At 72.5% G+C, this 22,382-nt stretch carries 20 protein-coding genes; 10 read left to right on the top strand and 10 right to left on the bottom strand.

From position 1 onward, the window contains the following. The first annotated feature begins 48 nt into the window (after positions 1–48). Genes egtA through egtD form a run of 4 tightly spaced genes read left to right on the top strand, consistent with a single transcriptional unit; the run spans position 49 to position 4,509 of the window. Positions 49–1,353: an ergothioneine biosynthesis glutamate--cysteine ligase EgtA gene (gene egtA / locus ACIHAR_RS18380; RefSeq protein WP_400020381.1), complete on the top strand. Its 1,305-nt coding sequence runs from the start codon at positions 49–51 to the stop codon at positions 1,351–1,353. Next, positions 1,350–2,726 (top strand): ergothioneine biosynthesis protein EgtB, encoded by a 1,377-nt coding sequence (gene egtB / locus ACIHAR_RS18375; protein WP_400020379.1) that lies wholly within the window; start codon positions 1,350–1,352, stop codon positions 2,724–2,726. The genes egtA and egtB overlap by 4 nt, the downstream gene beginning before the upstream one ends. Further along, positions 2,726–3,550, top strand: coding sequence for an ergothioneine biosynthesis protein EgtC (gene egtC, locus ACIHAR_RS18370; protein WP_400020377.1), 825 nt, complete (start codon positions 2,726–2,728; stop codon positions 3,548–3,550). Before egtB ends, egtC begins: the two co-directional genes overlap by 1 nt. Further along, the gene (gene egtD, locus ACIHAR_RS18365; protein WP_365462502.1) at positions 3,547–4,509 is read left to right on the top strand and encodes an L-histidine N(alpha)-methyltransferase; all 963 of its coding nucleotides are present in this window, start codon (positions 3,547–3,549) and stop codon (positions 4,507–4,509) included. The genes egtC and egtD overlap by 4 nt, the downstream gene beginning before the upstream one ends. A 44-nt stretch (positions 4,510–4,553) precedes the next feature. Here egtD and ACIHAR_RS18360 read toward each other — a convergent pair whose 3' ends face one another. Next, positions 4,554–6,008, bottom strand: coding sequence for a glycosyl hydrolase family 28-related protein (locus ACIHAR_RS18360; RefSeq protein ID WP_400020374.1), 1,455 nt, complete (start codon positions 6,006–6,008; stop codon positions 4,554–4,556). A gap of 61 nt (positions 6,009–6,069) precedes the next feature. Between ACIHAR_RS18360 and ACIHAR_RS18355 the strand changes: the two genes are divergently transcribed. Further along, positions 6,070–6,771, top strand: a complete 702-nt coding sequence (locus tag ACIHAR_RS18355; RefSeq protein WP_365462498.1) for a CDP-alcohol phosphatidyltransferase family protein — start codon at positions 6,070–6,072, stop codon at positions 6,769–6,771. On the opposite strand, the gene ACIHAR_RS18350 is transcribed toward ACIHAR_RS18355, so the two are convergent. From ACIHAR_RS18350 to ACIHAR_RS18330, 5 genes are all read right to left on the bottom strand, one after another. Next, a complete protein-coding gene (locus ACIHAR_RS18350) occupies positions 6,661–7,209 on the bottom strand; it encodes an adenylyltransferase/cytidyltransferase family protein (protein WP_384653777.1) in 549 nt (182 codons plus the stop codon). The two genes, ACIHAR_RS18355 and ACIHAR_RS18350, sit on opposite strands and share 111 nt — an antisense overlap. Beyond that, positions 7,206–8,714, bottom strand: coding sequence for a fibronectin type III domain-containing protein (locus ACIHAR_RS18345; RefSeq protein ID WP_365462496.1), 1,509 nt, complete (start codon positions 8,712–8,714; stop codon positions 7,206–7,208). Before ACIHAR_RS18345 ends, ACIHAR_RS18350 begins: the two co-directional genes overlap by 4 nt. Positions 8,715–8,848: 134 nt before the next feature. Continuing rightward, complete coding sequence (locus ACIHAR_RS18340; RefSeq protein WP_365462494.1) at positions 8,849–10,390, bottom strand: oligosaccharide flippase family protein; 1,542 nt, start codon at positions 10,388–10,390, stop codon at positions 8,849–8,851. Then, a complete protein-coding gene (locus tag ACIHAR_RS18335; protein WP_365462492.1) occupies positions 10,387–11,952 on the bottom strand; it encodes a hypothetical protein in 1,566 nt (521 codons plus the stop codon). The genes ACIHAR_RS18340 and ACIHAR_RS18335 overlap by 4 nt, the downstream gene beginning before the upstream one ends. Next, entirely contained in the window at positions 11,949–13,433 is a 1,485-nt protein-coding gene (locus ACIHAR_RS18330; RefSeq protein ID WP_365462490.1) for a hypothetical protein, read from the bottom strand. Before ACIHAR_RS18330 ends, ACIHAR_RS18335 begins: the two co-directional genes overlap by 4 nt. A gap of 296 nt (positions 13,434–13,729) precedes the next feature. On the opposite strand from ACIHAR_RS18330, the gene ACIHAR_RS18325 reads away from it, so the two are divergent. Next, positions 13,730–14,710 carry an NAD-dependent epimerase/dehydratase family protein gene (locus ACIHAR_RS18325; RefSeq protein ID WP_400020370.1) on the top strand — a complete coding sequence of 327 codons (981 nt, stop codon included), beginning with the start codon at positions 13,730–13,732 and terminating at the stop codon, positions 14,708–14,710. 32 nt (positions 14,711–14,742) lie between these two features. Beyond that, entirely contained in the window at positions 14,743–15,942 is a 1,200-nt protein-coding gene (locus tag ACIHAR_RS18320; RefSeq protein WP_365462486.1) for a glycosyltransferase family 4 protein, read from the top strand. Between the two features lie 261 nt (positions 15,943–16,203). On the opposite strand, the gene ACIHAR_RS18315 is transcribed toward ACIHAR_RS18320, so the two are convergent. From ACIHAR_RS18315 to ACIHAR_RS18305, 3 genes are all read right to left on the bottom strand, one after another. Beyond that, entirely contained in the window at positions 16,204–17,331 is a 1,128-nt protein-coding gene (locus ACIHAR_RS18315) for a glycosyltransferase (RefSeq protein ID WP_365462484.1), read from the bottom strand. Then, complete coding sequence (locus ACIHAR_RS18310) at positions 17,328–17,915, bottom strand: DapH/DapD/GlmU-related protein (RefSeq protein WP_400020431.1); 588 nt, start codon at positions 17,913–17,915, stop codon at positions 17,328–17,330. Before ACIHAR_RS18310 ends, ACIHAR_RS18315 begins: the two co-directional genes overlap by 4 nt. 334 nt (positions 17,916–18,249) lie before the next feature. Beyond that, entirely contained in the window at positions 18,250–19,722 is a 1,473-nt protein-coding gene (locus ACIHAR_RS18305) for a sugar transferase (protein WP_400020367.1), read from the bottom strand. A 208-nt stretch (positions 19,723–19,930) separates the two neighbouring features. On the opposite strand from ACIHAR_RS18305, the gene ACIHAR_RS18300 reads away from it, so the two are divergent. After that, positions 19,931–20,149 carry a dodecin gene (locus ACIHAR_RS18300; protein WP_365462480.1) on the top strand — a complete coding sequence of 73 codons (219 nt, stop codon included), beginning with the start codon at positions 19,931–19,933 and terminating at the stop codon, positions 20,147–20,149. A gap of 189 nt (positions 20,150–20,338) precedes the next feature. Here ACIHAR_RS18300 and ACIHAR_RS18295 read toward each other — a convergent pair whose 3' ends face one another. After that, on the bottom strand, positions 20,339–20,830 hold the full coding sequence (locus ACIHAR_RS18295; RefSeq protein WP_365462478.1) for an HAD family acid phosphatase: 492 nt from the start codon (positions 20,828–20,830) through the stop codon (positions 20,339–20,341). Positions 20,831–21,001: 171 nt separating this feature from the next. On the opposite strand from ACIHAR_RS18295, the gene rpmF reads away from it, so the two are divergent. Together rpmF and ACIHAR_RS18285 are read left to right on the top strand one after the other, a co-directional pair. Continuing rightward, entirely contained in the window at positions 21,002–21,172 is a 171-nt protein-coding gene (gene rpmF / locus ACIHAR_RS18290; protein WP_365462476.1) for a 50S ribosomal protein L32, read from the top strand. Between the two features lie 5 nt (positions 21,173–21,177). Then, positions 21,178–22,365 carry a GTP-binding protein gene (locus tag ACIHAR_RS18285; protein WP_365462474.1) on the top strand — a complete coding sequence of 396 codons (1,188 nt, stop codon included), beginning with the start codon at positions 21,178–21,180 and terminating at the stop codon, positions 22,363–22,365. Positions 22,366–22,382 lie beyond the last annotated feature (17 nt).

Raw genomic sequence — 22,382 nt, 5'->3', positions numbered from 1 at the left:
CACCGACGCCGGACCGGTGGCATGGTGGAATCTCAGGAGGATCCCGACATGTCCGAAATACCGAGCACCGCATCGGTGGGCGACTGTACGGAGCCCCGTACGCCGCTCACCGAAGCCGAGGTGGAAGCCCTGGTCAAGGGCATCTGCTTCAAGACCGGACCGCCCCGCACGGTGGGGGCCGAACTGGAATGGCTCGTCCACGAGCTGCGCGCACCGCAGCTCCCCGTGACACCCGAACGGCTCGAAGCGGCCTACGCCGCCCTGCGGACCGTCCCTCTGAGGTCGGCGCTCACCGTCGAACCCGGCGGCCAGCTGGAGCTGAGCTCGCCGCCCGCCGCCTCCCTCATGGAATGCGTCGCCACCCTCTCCGCCGACCTGGCCGCCGTCCGCCCGGTCCTGCGCGAGGCGGGACTCGCCCTCACCGGCCTGGGCACCGACCCCTGGCACCCGCCCCGGCGATTCCTGCACCAACCCCGCTACGACGCCATGGAGGCGTGCCTCGACCGCACCGGACCGGCCGGGCGGGCGATGATGTGCACCTCGGCCTCCGTGCAGGTCTGCCTGGACGCCGGCTACGAGGAGCCCGGTCCGCTGGGGCACGAGCGGCGCTGGCGGCTGGCACACACCCTGGGCGCAGTCCTCGTCGCCGCGTTCGCCAACTCCGCGCTGCTCGACGGCACGCCCACCGGCTGGCGCTCCACGCGGCAGCTGCTGTGGATCGAGATCGGCGCGGGCCGCGCGGGCGCTCCCCCGCCGGACACCGAGCCGCGCGCGGCCTGGGCCCGGCACGTCCTGGACGCTCCGGTGATGTGCGTACGCCGCGACAGCGGGCCGTGGGACGTGCCCGACGGGCTGACGTTCCGGGAGTGGACGCGGAAGGGGTCGCCCACCAGGGCGGACCTCGACTACCACGTCTCCACGCTGTTCCCGCCGGTCAGACCGCGCGGCCACCTGGAGCTGCGCATGATCGACGCGCAGCCCGGCGACGACGGCTGGATCGTGCCCGTCGCCGTGACGACGGCCCTGTTCGACGACCCGGAGGCGGCCGAGAGCGCCCACCGTGCGGTGAAGCCGCTGGCGGAGCGGGCGATGTCCCTGCCCGCCCCGCACAACCCGCTGTGGATGGACGCCTCCCGTGCCGGGCTGACCGACCCCGAGCTGCACGAGGCCGCCGTCGCCTGCTTCACGGCCGCCCTGGAGGCGCTGCCCCGGCTCGGCGCGACCGACGCCGTCATGGAGGCCGTCACCGCCTACCGGGACCGCTACGTCCTGCCGGGCCGCTGCCCCGCCGACGACCAGCTCGACCGCCTGCGCGGCACCGCCGCCGCCCACGGGAAGGACATCCGCCCATGACCGACCTCCCCCTGGACACCGACGCCCGCACGGCCACCGGGACCGACGCGGCTCCCGCCTCCCGTTCCGGCCACGAAGCCGACACGCTGCGCGCACGCGCGCTCGCCTCGCTCATCACGGCCCGGGAGCGCACCACGCTCCTCACCACCTGCGTCGAGGGTCCGGATCTCACCGCCCAGCACTCCCCGCTGATGTCCCCGCTGGTGTGGGACCTCGCGCACATCGGCAACCAGGAGGAGCTGTGGCTGCTGCGCGCGGTGGCCGGCCGCGAGGCGATGCGCCCCGAGATCGACGGCCTGTACGACGCGTTCGAGCACCCGCGCTCCGAACGGCCCTCCCTGCCGCTGCTGCCGCCCGAGGAGGCCCGCCGGTACGCGGCGGAGGTGCGCGGGCGGGCCCTGGACGTGCTGGAGTCGGCCGACTTCCACGGCACCCGGCTGACGGAGGCGGGCTTCGCCTTCGGGATGATCGCGCAGCACGAGCAGCAGCACGACGAGACGATGCTGATCACCCATCAGCTGCGCCGGGGCCCGCAGGCCCTCACCGCCCCCGACCCGGACCCGGCACCCCTGTTCACCGGCCCGTCCGAGGTCCTCGTCCCGGGCGGCCCGTTCACCATGGGGACCTCGGCCGAGCCGTGGGCCCTGGACAACGAGCGCCCCGCGCACGCCCGCGAGGTGGCGCCCTTCTACATCGACACGACCCCGGTGACGAACGCGGCCTACCAGGCGTTCATCGACGACGGCGGCTACGACGACGAACGCTGGTGGACGAGGGAGGGGTGGGCGCACGTCCGCGCGAACTCCCTCCACGCCCCGCTGTTCTGGCGCCGTGACGGCCGGCAGTGGCTGCGCCGCCGCTTCGGCGTCACCGAGGTCGTACCGCCCGACGAGCCGGTGCTGCACGTGTGCTGGTACGAGGCGGACGCCTACGCCCGCTGGGCCGGACGGCGGCTGCCCACCGAGTCGGAGTGGGAGAAGGCGGCACGGTACGACCCGGCGACCGGCGGGTCGATGCGCTACCCGTGGGGCGACGCCGACCCCGCGCCCGAACACGCCAACCTGGGCCAGCGGCACCTGCGTCCGGCCCCGGCGGGCAGCTATCCGGCCGGCGAGTCGCCGCTGGGGGTGCGCCAGTTGATCGGCGACGTGTGGGAGTGGACGGCGAGCGACTTCCTGCCTTACCCCGGCTTCCGGGCGTTCCCGTACAAGGAGTACTCGGAGGTGTTCTTCGGTCCCGAGTACAAGGTGCTGCGCGGCGGCTCGTTCGCGGTGGACCCGGTGGCCTGCCGGGGAACGTTCCGCAACTGGGACTACCCGATCCGCCGGCAGATCTTCTCCGGCTTCCGCACGGCTCGTTCGGGGGACGCCTGATGTGCCGTCATGTGGCTTACGTAGGCCCCGAGGAGCCGCTCGGCCGGCTCCTCGTGGAGCCCGCGCACGCCCTGTACCGGCAGTCCTGGGCGCCCCGGCGGCAGCGCCACGGAACCGTCAACGCCGACGGTTTCGGCGTGGGCTGGTACGCCGAGGGAGATCCGGTGCCCGCCCGCTACCGCCGGGCCGGCCCCATCTGGGCGGACCTGTCCTTCGCCGACCTGGCGCGGGTCGTGCGGACCGGGGCGCTGCTGGCCGCCGTACGGGACGCGACCCTGGCCGGGGCGGACGCGGAGGCCGCGGCGGCGCCGTTCGCCGCGGGGCCGTGGCTGTTCAGCCACAACGGGGCGGTCAGGGGGTGGCCCGGCTCCCTGGAGTCCCTGGCCCGCGGTCTGCCGGCGGCCGAGCTGCTGTCGATGGAGGCCCGCAACGACTCGGCGTTCGTGTGGGCGCTTGCCCTCGCCCGGCTGCGCGCCGGGGACACGGAGGGGCAGGCGCTGGCGGACACCGTGCAGGAGGTCGCCGCGGCGGCACCCGGTTCCCGTCTGAACCTCCTGCTCACCAACGGCGAGGCGATCACCGCGACGGCCTGGGGCGACACCCTCTGGTACCTGACGGGTGCCGGCCGCACGGTCGTGGCCTCCGAGCCCCACGACGACGATCCGCACTGGCAGGAGGTCCCGGACCGCACCCTGCTCACGGCGACCCGCACCGAGGTCCTGCTCACCCCGCTCAAGGAGCCGGAGGCGGACACGAACCCCTCCCCCACTCCCGGCTCCGCTCGACCGGGGGGACACCCATCACCCGAGGAGACCGGCACGTGAGCCTGTTCCACATCACCCGTACCCTCCCCGAGGACGCCACCGAGGCCGCCCTGCGCGCCGACGTCCGGCACGGCCTCACCGGCGCCTTCAAGACGCTCCCGCCGAAGTGGTTCTACGACGCGCACGGCAGCGAACTCTTCGAGCGGATCACGGAGTTGCCCGAGTACTACCCGACGCGGGCCGAGCGCGAGATCCTCCTGGACCGCTCCGAGGAGATCGCCGCCGTGGCCGGCGCCCGCACCCTCGTCGAACTGGGTTCGGGCTCCTCGGAGAAGACCCGCCACCTCATCGCCGCGCTCACCGGCCTGCACACGTACGTGCCGGTCGACGTCAGCGAGAGCGCCCTCACCGGGGCCGGGCACGCCCTGATCGCCGAGCGGCCCACCCTGCGCGTCCACGCCCTCATCGCCGACTTCACCGCCCCGCTGACCCTGCCGGACACCCCGGGCCCGCGTCTGCTGGCGTTCCTCGGCGGCACGATCGGCAACCTGCTGCCCGACGAGCGCGCGGCCTTCCTCGCCTCGGTCCGCGCCCTGCTGGCACCGGGCGACGGGCTGCTCCTCGGCACCGACCTGGTCAAGGACGAGGGGGTGCTGGTCCGGGCGTACGACGACGCGGCCGGGGTGACGGCCGCGTTCAACAAGAACGTCCTGGCCGTCGTCAACCGCGAGCTCGGCGCCGACTTCGACCCCGACGCCTTCGACCACGTCGCCCTCTGGGACGCGCAGAACGAGTGGATCGAGATGCGGCTGCGGTCCCGGACGGCGCAGACCGTCAAGGTTCCCGCGCTCGACCTCGCCGTCGACTTCGCCGCGGGCGAGGATCTGCGCACGGAGGTGTCGGCGAAGTTCCGGCAGGAGGGCGTGCGGGCCGAACTGGCCGCAGCGGGAATGGAGTTGACCCACTGGTGGACGGACCGCGCGGAACGCTTCGCACTGTCGCTGAGCGTCGTGCGCTGAGCGTCGTACGCCGAGCGTCGCCGAGCGGCAGCCGGCCCACCGGGTCAGCGGGGCGCGTTCGGGGGCGCGGCGGGGGCGGCGGGCGGCGCCGGGACCGGGGGGGCCGCCTGATCGACCGATGCCTCCGGTGCGGCGGGCGGGGCCGACGCGGACGCGCCGCCGGTGCCGTTGCCGGATCCGTCCAGGCAGTCGACGAAGCGGACGACGTCGGACCGGGCGCCGCCCGCGGCGATCACGAAGTCCTCCGCCGGGTGGCTGCGCAGCAGGCACATGTCGTAGCGGGCGACGGCCGGAAGGGCTTCCCTCCGGCCGTCCGTCCGGTACTCGTGACGGCCGACCAACTGGCAGGAGTCGTAGCGGATCAGCGGCCCCCGCGGCCCCACCGTGTAGACGTGCGGACGGATGCCGGTGGAGAAGGACTTGAAGGCGAGTCCGGTGTCGTCGCAGTCGCTGAAGTGGACCGTCCCGCTGCGCCAGGCGCAGTCGATGACGCGCACGTGCGGATTGCGCACCTCGAACCGGATGTCCTCGGCGTGGAACCGCTGCACCGAGTCGTGGTGCCGGCCGACGGGGAAGCGGAAGAAGGTGCTGGTGATGCCGTACTCCCCGGTGCTGCGCGGGCGGGTGCCGGTGATGATGTAGGAGCCGCCCCGACAGGTGATCGAGCCGCCGTAGGGGAACTCCAGGAAGTTGCCCCACTCGTACTCGACCTTCATGTCCGTGAACCAGTAGTTGAGGAACTGGTCCTGGTCGTTGGGGTGCGCCTGTCCGCGCCGTGAGAGGCCCGCGTACAGGAAGGCCCGCCGGTAGCTGCCGCCGACCCGGCAGGCCTCCCAGCGCATCTCCGAGTTGGTGTCGTTGCCGTCCAGGGCGAGCCCGTACTCCCACTCCCCCATCCACTCGCACTCCGAGAAGCGGTAGTCCTGCGCCTGCCCGGTGGAGTACGAACTGAAGAAGGAGGCGCCGGGCGTGGCCGAGCGGAACTGCATGCACTCGAAGGAGACGTTCGACCAGATGTCCTCGTTGCGGCAGAGGAAGGAGCCGGGGCCGGTGGCCGGCCGGAAGACGAGGCTGGTCATGCGCTTGCCCGCCCCGAGGAAGCGCAGACCGTTGGCGGCCCGCAGCGGAGCGACGCCGTTCAGCAGCGCGTGCGGGCGGGTGATGAGGAACTCGCCGGGGGGAATCTCGATCACCGTGCGCCCGACACCGCGGCTCACCCGGGAGACCGCGAGCGAGTAGGCCCTCTCGAACGCCGGGCTGGCATCGGTCCGTCCGTCGCCCACCGCTCCCAGGTCGCCGACGTTGATCACCATCGGCAGCCGGGCGGCCGAGCCGTTGCGGCGCGGTACGGCGGGGCGGGGCGGCACCCCCGGGCGGGGCGGGACCCCGGGGCCGCCTTCCGGTCCCACGGCGGCGGACGCGTTGTGGGCGGTCAGGGCCGTCGCGGCGAGCACCGACACTCCGCCACGCAGGAGATGCCGACGGCTGACACGAGACATCCCGCCTCCCCGTTCTGCCATAATTGCCTTCTTTCCAACGATTTCTCAATAAAGGAGGGAAATGACCGAGTTTGTCGAGGTGCTCAGACAGTTGTCGGCGGCACAGAAGCCCGCGAAAGGAGTTTCGCTCTACACCCGGTTCGTCAACCGGCCGGCCGGCCGGGTCCTGGCCGCCCTGGCTTACCGGGTGGAGGCGACGCCGAACCAGCTGACCGTCCTCGGCGCCCTGTTCACCTTTCCGGCACTGGCGGCGGTGGCCCTGCTGCCGCCCGGCCCCGAGATGGCGCTCTGTGTCGGCGCGGCCCTGATCGTGGGGTTCGCGCTGGACTCGGCGGACGGTCAGCTGGCGCGCGGGCAGCGCTCGGGGAGCCCGTCGGGCGAGTGGCTCGACCACGTCCTGGACTGCGTCAAGATCGTCGCCCTCCACCTGGTGGTGCTGGTGTCGTTCTACCGGTTCTTCACCCTGCCCAGCGCGGCCTTCCTGCTGGCGCCGATGGTCTTCCAGCTCGCGGCCGTGGTGATCTTCTTCGCCGGGATCCTGACGGAGAAGCTCAAGGGACGGACGCGGGGCGAGGCTCCGGCCGGGTCACCCCCGGCGCTGCGCTCCGTCCTGCTCCTGCCGGTCGACTACGGCGTGACCTGCGTCGCCTTCCTATTCCTGGGAAGCCAGCAGATCTTCCTTTCGGTGTACTGCGCGCTGCTGCTGGCCCACGTTCTGTTCATGGCCGCCTTCCTGGTGAAGTGGTTCCGGGAGCTGCGCTGAGGGGATCTCCGGCGGCTGGTGGGTGGAGAGCAGTTTCAGGGCGCTGCGCAGCAGCGTGCTGGAGGTGTGCATGGTGTAGGGGAAGTAGACGACCTCGACGCCGACCCGGGCGAAGCGCCGCTCGAACTCCTCCCACTTGGGGGTGCCCCGCCAGTCGTCGCCCTTGAAGATGACGTGGAAGCCGATCCGCTTCCACGTCAGCAGCTTGTCGACCTCCGACTCCACGACGACCTCGTCGACGTAGCGCACACTGCGGACGATCTCCAGGCGCTCGGCGAGCGGGACGACCGGGACCTTGCCCTTCAGACGGGCGGTCAGCTCGTCGGAGGTCACCCCGGCCACGAGCCGGTCGCAGTGCCGGCGGGCCTCGCGCAGGATGTTGAGGTGCCCGATGTGGAACAGGTCGTAGACGCCGGGCGCGAATCCGATGAGGGTCACCGCGGATCGCCCTCCGCTCGATTCTCGGCCGCCTGGGCCGTTTTCGCCGGCTGCGCCGGCACGGTCACGTACAGGGCGGCGGACTTGGGGGAGGTGTTCGTCCCGTCCGTCACCTCGATCTCGTACCGGTGGCGGCCGGCGGGCGCGGAGTCGGTGTGGGTCATCCGCGGAAGATCCCAGTAGGTGGACTCCTTCGTCCGCTGCGCCACGAGCTTGCCGTCACGGTAGATGCGGTACGTCAGTGACGCGTCGTCCCGGTCCCAGGAGGCGCGCCAGGCGAGGGTGGCCTTGCCGGGGTCGGTGTCGGCCAGCGACAGGGCGGGAACCTTCGGCGCTCCGGTGTCGCGGCTCCCGAAGCGGGTGAGGCCCTGCTGCGGTGCGTCGTTGACCAGGGTGAACTCGCCGCCCGCCCACAGGACCCCCTTCGACAGGGCCAGGGCGCGGGGGCCCACGTGCTCGCCCACACCGTCGTTGGTGTCGGGGAACCAGTGCAGGATCTTGCGGGTGTCGAGCGACTGGACCAGCAGGTGCTGCCGGTCCCCGCGCTCCGGGAAGCCTCCGGGCGTGGCGTGGCAGTCGTGCGCGTGCGAGGCGCTGTAGAGGAGGCCCTTGTAGGGCAGCAGGGCCTGCGTGGCGCCCCGGCAGGTGTCCTTCCACACCATGGTGCCGTTGGTGAGGCGGCCCGCGATCCGGCCGTCGAAGATGCCCGGCCCGTGGCCCTCGGCGCCCACGAAGAAGCGGGTGTTGTCGCGGGCGATCGCCTTCACCGAGGACAGCGGCGGGAACCAGCCCGGATATCTGAGAACCGTCTTGCCGGTGGTGGGGTTCAGGGTGACCAGCGAGCGGGCTCCCTGTCCGTTGACGGCCTCGAAGTCGCCTCCGACGAAGAGCCTCCCGTGCGAGAGGGCGGCCGCCAGGGCGCGCACCGGCTGGTCGACGTCCGCGCGGAAGGGCAGCAGGGAGCCCTTGGGGGTGAGGGCCGCGACCCGGTTCCTGGACTGGCCGCCGACCCGCCCGAAGTCGCCTCCCAGGTAGATCGCCTTGTCGGTCGTCTCGATGGCCCGGACGGTCGCGGACACGGACGGCCGGAAGGTCTTGCTCAGGGTGCAGTCGGACGTGTCGAGGGCGATCGCGTTGGCCACACGGGTGGAACCGACCTTGCTGAAGGAACCGCCCACGTACAGCACCCGGCCGTCGGGGGAGGCCTTCATGGCCCGCACGGTGTGGTTGTGGCCGGTGAACGCCGGGGCGCAGGGCAGGAGTTTGCCGGTCACGGCGTCGAAGGCGGCGAAGTTCTGGCGCTTCACCTGCTGCTGTCCGGGGGCGGCTCCCGGGGGGCGGACGGTTTCGAAGGTCCCTCCGACGTAGACGACGCCGTTCGCGGCGGCCAGCGACCAGACGATGCCGTCCGTCTGCCAGGTGGCCAGCGGGTCGGCGGAGAAGGCGGGTTTTCCGTCGGCGGCCGCGGCGAGGGAGGCGTCGAGGAGGGCGGTGGTGCCGCACACGAGTGCGGTGGCAGCGACCCTGGCGACCGGCTTCGTACGGAGTTTTCTCAGATACAAGGGAGACCCCGGATGGCAGTGAGGTGAGGGGAGTGACGCCGACTGGGCGGGGCCGGACGGTACGACCGTGACTGGGCTCATGCGGCGCGTCGGCGCAGCACTCCGACCAGATCGCCCACCCTCAGCGACGTCCGATATCGCCACAAAGTAATACCAAATACCCCCAACCCCAAACCCATTCCGGCGGCGAGTCCTGACGGAGTGTCACCCTCCGACAGCCGGGTGGCGGCCAGCACCAGCGCGGTGACCAGTCCGAGGGCGACGGCGGTCGCGTAGCCGCGGTCCACGGTCCGGAAGCCGAGGCGGAACCGGATGAGCACGGCCGCCGTGAGGTTCTCCACGACGATGGCCGCGCCCCAGGACACCGCGGCGCCGAGCACGCCCCAGGCCGGTACGGCGAGCACGCCGACGGTGAGCTGCACCGTGAACGCCGCGGCGGTGACCGCGAGATGCCAGGAGCTCTTGCCGGCCATGAGCAGCACGGTCTGGGCGTTGCCGACCGCGACATTGACCGCCGACGCGGCGCACAGCACCACCAGGGCAAGGGAGCCGCCGGCGAACTCCGGCCCGAAGACGGACAGTACGGTCCCGGGGAAGCAGGCCACGATGGCGAAGAGCGGCCAGGAGAAGAGCACCGTCCAGCAGGTCGAGACCCGGTGCAGGTCGTGCGCGTCGGCGGTCCCGTCGACGGCCAGCAGCCGGCTGAGCTCGGGTGCGACGGCGAGCCGGACGGCGAGCTGGACGAGGGTGCCCGCGGTGACGACCCGGCCGATGGCCGTGTACACGCCCGCCTCCCCGGCCGTGGCCAGGACGGACAGCAGGATGACGCCGACCCAGACCGCGCTGATGTCGAAGACGGAGGAGACCGCGCGGGGTGCGGCGAAGCCCCAGAAGGACCGCCAGGGCACCGTCGGGTTCCCCTCGCCGGGCGGGGTGGGACGGCCGGCGCGGCAGCGGCGCAGGCAGAGCCACGAGGCCACGGCCCCGGCCAGTGCGGGCAGCAGCCAGGCCGACGCCAGGGACAGCACGCCGGGCGCGCACCAGGCCACGGGGACGGCGATCAGCACGCGCAGGACGGGTTTGCCGATCTGTTCCACACCGACGAACGGCACCACCGTGCCGTAGCCCCGGGTGGCGCCGAGCAGCACCATGCCGACGGTGGCGGCGGGCAGGAAGAGCCCGAAGAGCCGGACCAGGTCGACCGCGTCCGCGGCGGGCAGGTGCGGCAGGAGCGTGGTGGCCACCGAGGGGGACAGCAGCAGGGGCACGGCGGCCGCGGTACCGGCGATCGCCGCCGGCGTGACGGCCGTGCGCAGCAGCGCGTCCACCGAGCGGCCGTCGTCGACGGCGAGGTCGCGCGGCACGAAGCGCACCAGCCCGGTGTCGGCGCCGAGCTTGCAGGCGTTGCTGAGGATGGTGAACAGGGCGACGCCGGTGAAGATCGCCCCCGCCCCCTGCGCCCCGACGGCCCGGGTGATCAGGCCGACGAGGACGAAGGAGAAGACGGCGTTCGCGACGGAACCCGCCATCCCCCACCACCCGCCCCGCGCGGTCGCGGCCACCCCGCTCGGGGCGGCGGTCCCGGCACGGGGGCGAGTGGTCGCTTCGGGAGCGGTCATCGCCGCGAGACGCTCAAGGTGCTGTCCTGCGCGGGAAGTTCCATGCTCCCGGTGTCGGCCTGCGACACGGGGCCGGACTTCGCGCGGCGGCGCAGACCGCGCAGACGCAGGCGCCGGCCCGGCCGCCCGGTGTCGAGCACGGCCCCGATGAGGCGCCCGCCGGAGCAGCCGATCAACTCCTGCACCTGCCGGAGGTCGTCCCGCCGGGTGGTGTTGAGGCCGGCGACCACGAGGATGCCGTCGACGCGCTGCGCGACCGCCAGCGCGTCGGCCTGCGTGAGCAGGGGCCCGGTGACGACGACGGTGGAGGAGTCGGGGTCGGCGAACGCCGTCCGGTAGCGCGGGCCGTCGCCGCCGCCGGAGGAGAAGGCGAACCGGCCGTCGACCTCGGCGTCGACGAGGACGCTCCCGGCGGGCAGGAAGGCCTCCTCCAGGGTGGGGGCCTCGTACGGCCGCAGCGGCAGTCGCGTGGCCAGGCCGCTGGTGTCGGGGGAGGTGTCCATCAGCAGCACGTCGTTCCCGGCCTCCGCGAGGGCGGCGCCCAGGTTGGCGGCGACCTCCTCGGCGTCGCCGGCGTTGCGGGGGGCCACCACGAGGACCCGGCCGGTGCCACCGGCGCCGTCGGCCTGCCGCATCCGGAAGGCCAGGGCCCGGTACGCCTCCGTGCGGGGGCTGCGGGTACGACCGACGGTCAGCAGGGCCTCGTCTCCCCCGTCGTCGGAGGGCAGGATGCCCAGCACCGGCGCGCGCAGTGCGGTCTGCACCTCGCCGACCGACCGGACCCGGTTGTCCAGGGCGGAGCGCACCCAGGCGAGCACGATGCCGAGGAGCAGCCCGCACACCAGCCCGATGACGAGCAGGGTCCGCAGGCCGGGTCCCACGGGAAGGGTGGGGGCGGTGGCCCGCCGGACGACGTCACCGCCGTCGGTGTCGCGGGACTTGATGTCGAGGACGCGCTTCTGCAGGTTGTACAGCTGGTTCTGCGTGGCGGGCTTGGCCGTCGCACGCTCCAGCTGATTGGAGTTGAGGCGCTCGTTCAGTACGCCGATCTGCTGCTCCAGAGCGCGGGTGGCCCGCCGTACCGCGGCGTCGTTGCGGCTCTTGCGGTCGGCGAGGTAGGCCTCGGCGAAGGCGTTGGCGCCGCGCGCCGCGCGCTCGGGCGACTGGGCGGTGAACTCGAAGCGCAGCACCTGCGACTTCAGCGGGTTGGTGACCCGCACCCGGGCCGCGAGGCTGCTGGCCTGGTCGTCGGGCCGGCCCTGGATGCGTGCCGCGCGCCAGGCGACGGCCGCGCTGCCGGCGATCCGCTGCTCCGTGGTCATGCTGACCTGGTTGTCGGCGGCGACGCCGACCGTGCCGAAGGGGTCGGTGGTGGAGCGCACGAGGACTTCGCTGGTGGCGGTGTAGGTGTGGGCGCGCAGCAGGGACAGGGCCAGTCCACCGAGCACCCCCACGAGGATGCCGACCGCGATCAGGACACGGTGCCGCAGGATGCGGCGCAGTTGGTCGCGTAGCTGGTCCGGCTCGTCGTACCGGTCGTCGAATGGAATGGGGCCGGTCACGGGTGCCCTCCTGTTCCGGGAATCGATGCATGACGAATGGGTGCGGTCGGCGCCGCCGATGAGGGGAACCGGGATGCCCGCGCGGTACGGGTGCTGATGAGCAGCGGAACGGCCACCAGGAGCGTCAGCGGGCCGGCGATGCCGAGCAGGCTGCCGCGCAGGAAGACCATCTGGTAGAAGGCGAAGGCCGGGACCAGGAGCGCCGCGAGGGTGCCCCGCTGGTCGCGCAGCAGGTGGCGTACGTCGTCCACGCGCCGGCCGACCGCGCCGAGCAGGCAGAACACGACGACCACGGCGAACGGGCCGGCCCACAGGTAACTCTCGATCCACAGGGGCGCGGAGAGGTTGAGGAACTCGTATCCCGCGTACCGGGCCAGGGCGATGCCGGTGTCCTCGGGTTTCTCCGGCCACATCGAGCGCGGCACCATGAACAGCGGCGGGCCCAGCGCGTCCTCGGGGTGGAACCCGTTGTCCCGCGCGTAGTCGATGCCGGTCTGCACCTGCTGGAAGGCGTCGTAGTCGCCGTTGGTGGTGAACTGATCGGTGAGGGAGACGATGGCGACGTCCTCCCGGTCGCTGTAGCGGAAGTAGTCGCTGTAGGGGAAGACGACCAGGAGCGCGGCGATGAGGGCGGCCGCCGTGGCGCGGAAGGCACGGGGCCGGCACAGCCGGGGCAGGGTGAACAGCAGCGTCAGCAGGACCGTGCCGATCCAGAACCTCGGCTTGCTGATGGGGTTGTTGACGATGGCGTTCAGCACGAGGAGCAGCGGCAGCAGCAGGCCGCGCAGACCGCGCAGCCAGCGGTCGCCGCGCTTCGCGCGCGGGACGTGCAACAGGCCCAGGAGCGCCCAGAACGCCGGCACGGACAGCGACCAGCTGAGCAGGACCTGCAGGAAGGCCTCCTGCGCGTTGCCCATCGCGCCGGCCTCGGTGATGGCCTGACGGCTGGTGAAGTAGGCGCCGAGCCGACCGGGTTGGCGCGAGATCAGCAGCACGGCGAAGGCGAGGGCGATCCCGCAGAGCGCCACCAGGCGCCAGGGAGCGAGACGGCGGGAGAGCAGTCGCTCCAGGAACCCCGGCGGCGCGGCGGTCGCGTCGGCCGGCCGGCGACGGGTGGCGAGGGCCGTTCCGGCGCTGTAGGCGAGGAGCCCCACTTCGACGACGGCCACGGCCTCGAATGCGGTGGTCTCACCGGTCCGGTAGGGCCACGGGTACGCGTCGACGGTGAGCATCGCCAACGGCGCGAGGCCGAGCCAGATGTAGGCGAAGACCCAGAAGCCGAAGGCGACGAGCCGCACCGTGGGCGCCGTCAGCACACGGGCGAGAGCACCACCGGTGTGCGCCACGACGACGCCCTGCAGGGCGAGTGCGGACGTCAGGCGCATGCCTTCCGACTGGAGGATCAGCCCCGGCAGCAGGACGGTGAGGAGCACGGCCCAGAGGCAGACCGCAGCCACACTGCGGACGCGAGCGTCCTGCATCCCGACCTCTCTGCCGAGCAAGTTTTCAGGCTGAAACATCACCGAACGATATATAGCGCTCTTACTTCGCAAATCGCCCCAGGCGCGCACAGATCATTAACTTCGATACATAAGCCCCCGAACAGAGTCATCGGGTGATCTTAGTTATGGGCGGCGCGCCATTCACCCCAAATTATGACAAGTCTGCATAGCTTATCGCGCAGGTCGCCGCCAGCCCCGTGCCGTACCGGCACCGCAGGCCGCGGGCGGACCGACCGACCGCACATCACATCTCGGGATTCCCAAGGGAGTTGCGCATGAGCAAGCAGGTCGACGTCGTCGTCGCCGGAGGCGGGGGATTCATCGGCGGTCATCTCGTGGGCGACCTTCTCGCCCAGGGGCTGACCGTCCGCTCCATCGACATCAAGCCCCGGCACGAGTGGTACCAGGTCCACCAGGACGCCGAGAACGTGGTCGCCGACCTGTCGCTCCTCGACAGCGCCCGCGCGGGGGTCCGGGACGCCCGGCAGGTGTACATGCTGGCCGCCGACATGGGCGGCATGGGCTTCATCGAGAACAACAAGGCCGCCTGCATGATGTCGGTGCTGACCAGCACCCACATGCTCCAGGCGGCGCACGAGGCCGACGTGGAGCGCTACTTCTACTCCTCCTCCGCCTGCGTGTACGCCGCCGGCAAGCAGACCGACCCGGACGTCACCGCGCTCAGGGAGGAAGACGCCTACCCGGCGCAGCCCGAGGACGGCTACGGCTGGGAGAAGCTGTTCTCCGAGCGCATGTGCCGGCACTACACCGAGGACTACGGGTTCGTCACCCGCGTCGCCCGGTACCACAACGTCTACGGCCCGCACGGCACCTGGACCGGCGGGCGTGAGAAGGCCCCGGCCGCGGTGTGCCGGAAGGTGGCCGAGGCGGTCCTCTCCGGCGACCACCGGATCGAGATCTGGGGCGACGGACTGCAGAGCCGCTCCTTCATGTACATCGACGACTGCCTCCACGGCAGCCAGATGATCATGAACGGGGACAGCGGCGTCCCGGTCAACCTCGGCTCCTCGGAGCTGGTGACCATCAACCAGCTCGTCGACATCGTCGAGCGGATCGCGGGCGTCCGCTGCGAGCGCACCCACCGGCTCGACGCCCCGCAGGGCGTGCGCGGCCGCAACTCCGACAACACCCTGATCCGCGAGATCTACGGCTGGGAACCCTCGGTCACCCTGCTCGACGGCTTGGAGCGGACCTACGCCTGGGTCTACGACCAGGTCAAGCGCTCCCAGCAGTGAGAGCCGACCGAGTACCAGGACACGGAGAGGCGATGAGGATCCTCGTCCACGACTACAGCGGCCATCCCTTCCAGGCCCAGCTGAGCCGGGAACTGGCGCGCCGTGGTCACGATGTCGTCCACTCGACGTGCACGGCCTACGTCTCCGGCAAGGGCAACCTCGCCGGGGACGCCCCCGGGCTGCGCTTCGTCACCATCGGCGACGGCACCGCCCTCCGGAAGGAGGCCTACTTCCACCGGCTCCGTCAGGAGACCCTGCTGGGCCTCGAACTGGCCCGGCAGGTACGGCGCGAGAAGCCCGACGTGGCGATGCTGTCCAACCTGCCCATTCCGGTGCTCGTCGTGGCGGCGGCCGTGCTGAGGCGGCTGGGCATCCCCTGGGTGCTGTGGCACCAGGACGTGACGGCCGTCGCCCTGAAGAGCTTCGCCGCCGCCGATGTCGCTCGGTCGATGGGCGTCGCCGCCAAGGTGTTCGGGGCGGGTGAGAAGTGGGCGGCGCACCGGGCCTCGGCCATCGTCGTGATCGCCGAGTCCTTCGTGCGCATCCACCGGCAGTGGGGCACCGCCGGCAAGGTCACCGTCATCCCCAACTGGGCGCCCCTGGACGAGATCGTCCCGGTGCCCCGGGCCAACGTCTGGTCGGCGGAGCAGGGGCTCGACGGGGAGCGGACGGTGCTGTACTCGGGCACGCTGGGCCTGAAGCACAACCCGGTGCTGCTCGTGCAGCTGGCCGAGCGGCTGCGTGACCGGGGCACCCCGGTCCGTCTCGTCGTCGTCAACGACGGCCCGGCGGTGCCCGTCCTCAGGGAGGCCGCGGCCGCCCGTGGCGTTGAGCTGACCCTGCTGCCCTTCCAGCCCTACGAACGGCTGCCCGAGGTGCTGGGCACGGGCGACCTCCTCGTCGTCCTCCTGGCGGCGGACGCCGGCGAGTTCTCGGTCCCGTCCAAGACGCTGTCGTACCTGTGCGCCGGGCGCCCGGTCCTCGGCCTGATGCCCGCCGACAACCTGGCCGCGCACCTGCTCCGGCAGGCGGGGTCCGCGGTCTTCCCACCGGAGGAGTCCTCGCTCGACGAGGCCTCCGCCTGGGCCCAGGAGATCCTGTCCGACCCGGCGCGCGCCGAGTCGCTGGGCAAGGAGAGCCGCGCCCTGGCGGAGCGGGAGTTCGCCCTGGAGGACTGCGCCTCCCGCTTCGAGGACATCCTCCGCACGGTGAGCCGCGCCCCGGCGCGCTGACCTCGTCCGGCCGCCGGCCGCCCCGGGGATCCGTCGATGCGACGGTCCCGGGGCGGCCGACGTGCGAACGGGCTGAGAACTCCGACCCGTTCGCCCGCTCACTCGCCTCGCGCCGGCCTGCGGGCCGTTCGTCCTTCCGGACCGTCGCCGGCACGGCGGTTCGACGGGCCCGAGCGCCCGAGCGGCCGTGCGGGCCGCCGGCACCTCGAGGCCCCCGTCGACACGGCGGGGCCCGGGGGGGCCGGCGGTCCGTGGGCCGCGTCACCTGCGTCCCGGTCGTCCCCCGTACACGCCCTCCAGTTGGTCCACCACCGCGCGGATGGAGAAGACCTCGTCGATGGCGCGGCGGCCGGCGTCGGCCAGGCGGTGGCGCAGCTCCTCGTCGGCGAGGAGGAGGCACACCGCGTCGGCCAGGGCCTCCGGGCTGCCGTCGGTGACCAGGGCCGCGTCCCTGCGCGCCAGTTCGGCCGCGATGCCGCTGCTGTCCGTGCACACGACCGGCGTGCCCTCGGACAGCGCCTCCAGGACCGTCATCGGGAACGGCTCCTCCACGCTCGGCAGGACGTACACGGTGGCCCTGCGGTAGGCCTCCAGCGCCGCGGAGTGGTTCAGCGCACCGCCGTAGGCGACCACGTCGGTCAGGCCGCGGTCCGCGACGAGCCGGTTCACCGCGGGGAGGGATCCCTCGTCCGCTCCGTAGAGCGTGAAGCGGGCCTCGGGGATCTCCTTGTGGACCAGGGCGGCCATCTCGACGAAGGCCTCCGGGCGCTTGCGGGGGTGCAGCCGGGCGAGGAAGATCACCCGGTGTTCGTCGCGCGGCCGGGCGCCCGCTCCGTCGCCGGCCAGGCGCAGGCCGTTGGGCAGGGACACCAGTGGGGGCCGGTCCGCACCCAGCACCGCGGTCAGCGCCCGCCGCTCCCGGTCGGTGAGGACGAGACAGCAGCGCGCCCGGCGCAGCAGGGGCAGGTACAGGCGGTCGAAGACCCGCGCGACGACCCCGGTGCGGGGCTCGACCATGCCGTGGGTCTGGGTGACGAAGGCCGTACGCCGCAGCCGTGCCACGACGAGCGCGGCGAGGGAGACCAGATCCCGTCCCGTGTGCAGGTGAACGGCGTCGGCGCGCCCCATCTCCCGCCACAGGTCCCGCAGCAGCAGCGGGTGCATGAGTCCGAGCAGCCCCCGGCCCGGGACGAGGCTCCGTGCCGGGCGGGAGACGAAGCGGACGGCGCCGATGCGGTCCACGGCCCGTGTCCTTCCCCGCCACAGCGACACCAGCGTCACGTCGTGGCCGCGGACGGCGCACTCCTCGAGCTGGGCGAGGGCCACGCTCGTCGGGCCGCCGTAGGCCCCGTCGTCGCTGACGAGCGTGACCACATGGACCAGTTTCATGCCGTCGCTCCCTTCCCGGACACGGCGGACACGGCGGATACGGCGGGCGCGGACGGCGTCGCCGCGGGCGTACCGCCGGCCGTCAGGACCGCGCCCGGTGCGAGGTCCCGGTGGGCGACGGCTCCGGCGCCCACCACCGCGCCCGTGCCGACGGTGACGCCCCGCAGCACGACCGCACGGGCCGCGACCCAGCTGCCCGGCTCCAGCCGGATGGGGCCGTTGTCGAACTCGAAGGTGACGGAGCGGCGACGGTGGCTGCCGGTGCACAGCAGCACGCTCTGGGAGACGCAGCAGTCGCTGCCGATCGTGACCGGTTCGAGGTTGAGGATCCAGGCGTCCTCGCCGATCCACACGTCGTCGCCGATGTCCAGCTTCCACGGCCAGTGGATGCGTACCCCGCGCCGGATCAGCACCCGCTGTCCGACGCGGGCGCCGAAGGCGCGCAGCAGGGCCGGCCGCCAGCGAGCCGGAAACCACCACTTGACGAAGAGCACGTGTTGGGCGGCGAACCAGGCGGCCTGGACCGCCAGAGGGCGTCCCTTGTCGTATCCGGCACCGGTGAAACCGCGCAGGGAACGCGCCACGACGGGCCGGTGGGCCGGGGCGCCGACGGAGTCGGCCGGGGACGGGGAGCCCGCGGGGTCGGCGGCCGAGGGCTGTGCCGCTGCCGGCTGTGCCGCTGTGGTCCGTGCGGCTGCGGTCCCCGCGGCTGAGGTCTGTCCGGCTGTGGTCTGTGCGGCCGGGGTCTGTGCCATGGCGGTGTCCCTTCCCGAGGGCCCAAGACGTCCACGCCGCGATCCTTCACGTCCCCGGGGACGGATCACCCGCGATCACTGCGTGTTGGCGGCAGACGTGCCCGGATGGCGGATGTGGCCCGGGGACCCGAGCCCGTTCCCGGGCCCCGGGTCCCCGCCGCGTTCAGTAGGCGCCCTGGCCGTCCAGCACCGCGCGCACGGTGCGGGCCATGACGTTCATGTCCCCTGCCAGCGACCAGTTGTCGACGTAGCGCAGGTCGAGCGCGACCGTCTCGCGCCAGGACAGGTCCGACCGTCCGCTCACCTGCCACAGACCGGTCAGGCCCGGCTTGATGCTGAGCCGGCGCATCTCCACGCCGTTGTACTTGGCCACCTCCTCGGGCAGCGGGGGGCGCGGGCCCACGAGGGACATGTGGCCGAAGAGGATGTTGAACAGCTGGGGCAGTTCGTCCAGCGAGTAACGGCGCAGGACGCGTCCCACGGGGGTGACCCTGGGGTCGTGGCGCATCTTGAACATGTGCCCGTCGTTCTCGTTCTCCGCCTCGAGGCCGCTCTTGAGCCGGTCCGCGTCCACCACCATGGTGCGGAACTTCCACATGGGGAACGGCGCCAGGTTCCGGCCGACCCTGGTCTGGCGGTACAGGATCGGCCCCGGGGAGCCGAGCCGGACGGCCAGCGCCAGCACGAGCAGCAGCGGCGAGAACAGGATGATCAGCGCCAGGGCGCCTGTCCGGTCCACCACGGACTTCACCACGCTGTGCACACCGCGCTGCGGCGGCGGTGCGATGTGCAGGAGGGTGAGACCGGCCGCCGAGGTCAGCCGCACCCGTCGGCGGGCCACTTCGACGATGCCGGGGAGCACCATGAGGGAGCGGCCGTGGTCGTGCAGCGCCCAGGACAGCCGGCGCACCCGCTCACCGGACATGTACGGGCCGGGCGCCACGAATACCAGGTCGGCGGCGAGTTCGTCGGCCGCGCCCAGCACGGCCACGGCGTCCGCCTCGAGTGTCTCGGGGGACTCGCAGGGCAGCCGCACGCACACCGGCACCCCGGAGCCCACCTCGCCCTCCCCCACCGGGCAGGCGCCGACGACCACGTACTCGTGGTCGGTGCGCTGGGCGAGCTGCGCGACCACGGCGTCGACCGTCGAGGCCTCGCCGACGACCAGCACGTGGCGCAGGGCGCGGGCGTCCCGGCGGGCGGCCAGCAGATGACGGTGGATCAGCTTCTGGCAGACACCGGTGAGGATCAGCGCGGGGATCAACGCCGTGAACGCCTCGGCGGGCACGCTGTCCAGTCCGCAGACCACACGGAGCGTCGCCAGGGCGCCGACCAGGACCAGCCAGTCCCGTATCACCGCCCGGAGACCGCCACCGTCGCCCCAGGCGCCGGGGACGTAGCGCTTGCTGAACACCCCGATCAGGGGCCACAGCAGGGCGGCGACGGCCGCCAGGCGCAACGGATGGGGTTCATGGACCTCCACGAAGGCCGCCGCGACCGGGAGGGCCGCGGCGAGGAGGTCGACACCCACCGAGAAGGGCGCGTACCAGCGCGCCCGCGTCTCCTCCCGGTGGACGGGGTGGCGCGCCACGGGGATCGGCGCTTGCCGGGACATCGCGATTCTGAACCGCCGCATGGTCTCCTTCAAACCCCCTCATCGCAGATCGCGGGTGTGGCCGCTGAAGCACCGAGCAGGCAGCCACACCCACAACAACGTGATCCTTATATCATCCGATAGATAGGAATATCCCCTTTGACGCCTCGCGCATCGGCGTGGCTTGGGGCACGGTGGAGTGACGCGTGACAGACGTGACGTTTCCGCAGCCGCGGAGAGGAGCCCCCGCATGTCGAACCACACCTACCGGGTCACGGAGATCGTCGGCACCTCGCCCGACGGGGTGGACCAGGCGATCCGCAACGGCATCACCCGTGCCTCCCGGACACTGCGCAACCTGGACTGGTTCGAGGTGACCCAGGTGCGCGGCCAGATCGAGAACGGCGAGATCGCGCACTGGCAGGTGGGACTGAAGGTCGGCTTCCGCCTGGAGGACTCCGCCGAGTGACGGACTCCGGATGAGGCTTCCGCCCCTCGAGGCGCCCGCCTCACGAAGCGCGCCTCGGGTGTGCCTCAAGGAGCGCCTCGGCACGGCCTGCTGACCGGGCCTCAGTACGGCCGGGCGGCGGGGGCGCGGGCGCGCCTCGGCACGGCCCGGCCGCACAGCGCAGACCCGGCCGCCCGCAGGGGAACCACCTCAGGTACGGCCCTCCCGTTCCTGCGCGACGCGCAGCGTGACCGAGGGGAGCACCCAGCGCGCGCGGAAGACCGTGAAGCCGGCCTGCTCGGCGTCGTCGCACACCAGCTCGTCGTCGTCCACCAGCAACCGCACCTCCCGGTCGCGGGCCAGCCGGCGCAGCGTCTCCAGCTTGGTGCGGCGGGCGGGCCGGCGGTCGTCGTCGCGCCGCATGTACACGCGCCCGTCGGGCAGACCCTGCCTCTCGAGCCACTCCAGCGTGTCCCGCCGGCAGCGCTCGGGCCGTCCGGTCAGGTAGACGACCTCGCACTCCCGCGCGCTCTCCACGGCCATCGCCACCCCCTCGGGAACCGGCGGGTCCTGCGGCGCGGCGTTAAAGAAGCCGTCCCAGTCCCGCGGCTTGCGCTCCAGGAACCGCTGGCGGTGGGTGGCGTCGGAGAGCGTGTTGTCCAGGTCGAAGACGACGATCGGCCGCTCGGTGCTGTCGGTCACGGGACCCACCCTAAGGATCCCGCGCACCCCGGCAACCTCGCGCCCCGTGGACCCGCCGATCCGGGCCGCGGCCGCACCCGCGCCGCACCGAACGGCGGCGACGGCACCAATTGTTAATGGGATCCATTTTCATGTAGCGTCCTCGGTGCTCAACCCCACCGAGGAGGTCCCATGGCCGTGCCCAAGCGGAAGATGTCCCGCAGCAACACCCGTCACCGCCGCGCGCAGTGGAAGGCGAGCACGCCGCGGCTCGTCCCCGTCACCGTGGACGGCGTCCGCCACCTCGTCCCGCAGCACCTGGCGAAGGCGTACGAGCGCGGTCTGCTGCGCCCCGGGGACTGAGCGGGATGCCGTACGAGCGACTGCCCGTCACCGTGCTGTCCGGGTTCCTCGGAGCGGGCAAGACCACGCTGCTCAACCATGTCCTCAGCGGTCGTGACGGCCTGCGGGTCGCGGTGATCGTCAACGACATGAGCGAGGTCAACATCGACGCGGCGCTGGTGCGCGGCGGCGAGGCGGCGCTGTCGCGGACCGAGGAGCGGCTGGTCGAGATGACCAACGGGTGCATCTGCTGCACCCTGCGGGACGACCTGCTGGAGGAAGTCGACCGGCTGGCCCGCGAGGGCCGCTTCGACCATCTGCTCATCGAGTCCAGCGGGATCTCGGAGCCGCTGCCCGTCGCGGCGACCTTCGCCTTCGCGCGCGACGACGGTGCGACCCTGCAGGACGTGGCCCGCCTGGACACCATGGTCACGGTCGTCGACGCGGCGAACTTCCTGGCCGAGCTGGACGGCGGTGACGAACTCGCCGAGCGCGGCCTGGCCCCGTTCGAGGACGACGAACGCACGGTCAGCGATCTGCTCGTCGACCAGGTGGAGTTCGCCGACGTCCTCGTGCTCAACAAGCTGGATCTCGTCGACGGCGCGACCGCGGACCGGCTGCGGGCCGCGCTGCACCGGCTCAACCCGCTCGCCCGTGTCGTCCCCGCCGTCCGGGGCCGCGTGAACCTGAGGGAGGTGCTGGGCACCGGCCGCTTCGACCTGGAGCGGGCCCAGCAGGCGCCCGGCTGGGTGCGGGAGCTCAACGGCGAGCACGTGCCGGAGACCGAGGAGTACGGCATCTCCTCCACGGTGTTCCGCTCCGAACTCCCCTTCCATCCGGGCCGGTTGTGGACCTTCGTCACCGAGGGACTGGACAGCGGCGCGTACGGGAAGGTGCTGCGCTCGAAGGGGTTCTTCACGCTCGCCACCCGCCCGCACGTGACGGGGCTGTGGTCGCAGGCCGGTTCCGTGGCCCGCTTCGAGCCGTCCGCAGCCCGAGACACCGGCGCACCGTACGCGCAGGAGCTGGTCCTCATCGGCACGCGGCTGGACGCGGACGCGCTGCGGGCCGCCCTGGACGGCTGCCTCATGGGGCCCGGCGAGAGCCTCCCGGCCGACGACCCGTTCCCCGCCTGGGACACGTACGGCATCGACGACGCCTGCGACCACGAGCACTCCGCCCTGCCCCCGGCCCTCTCACCCCGACCGTCCTGAGGGAGCCGTCCCCGCTC

The sequence above is a fragment of the Streptomyces sp. NPDC052016 genome, from assembly GCF_044548445.1.
In the GTDB taxonomy this organism is placed as follows: Bacteria; Actinomycetota; Actinomycetes; order Streptomycetales; family Streptomycetaceae; genus Streptomyces.
The sequence above is the reverse complement of the archived record's forward strand: the minus strand, read 5'-3'. Positions and strand labels throughout refer to the sequence as shown.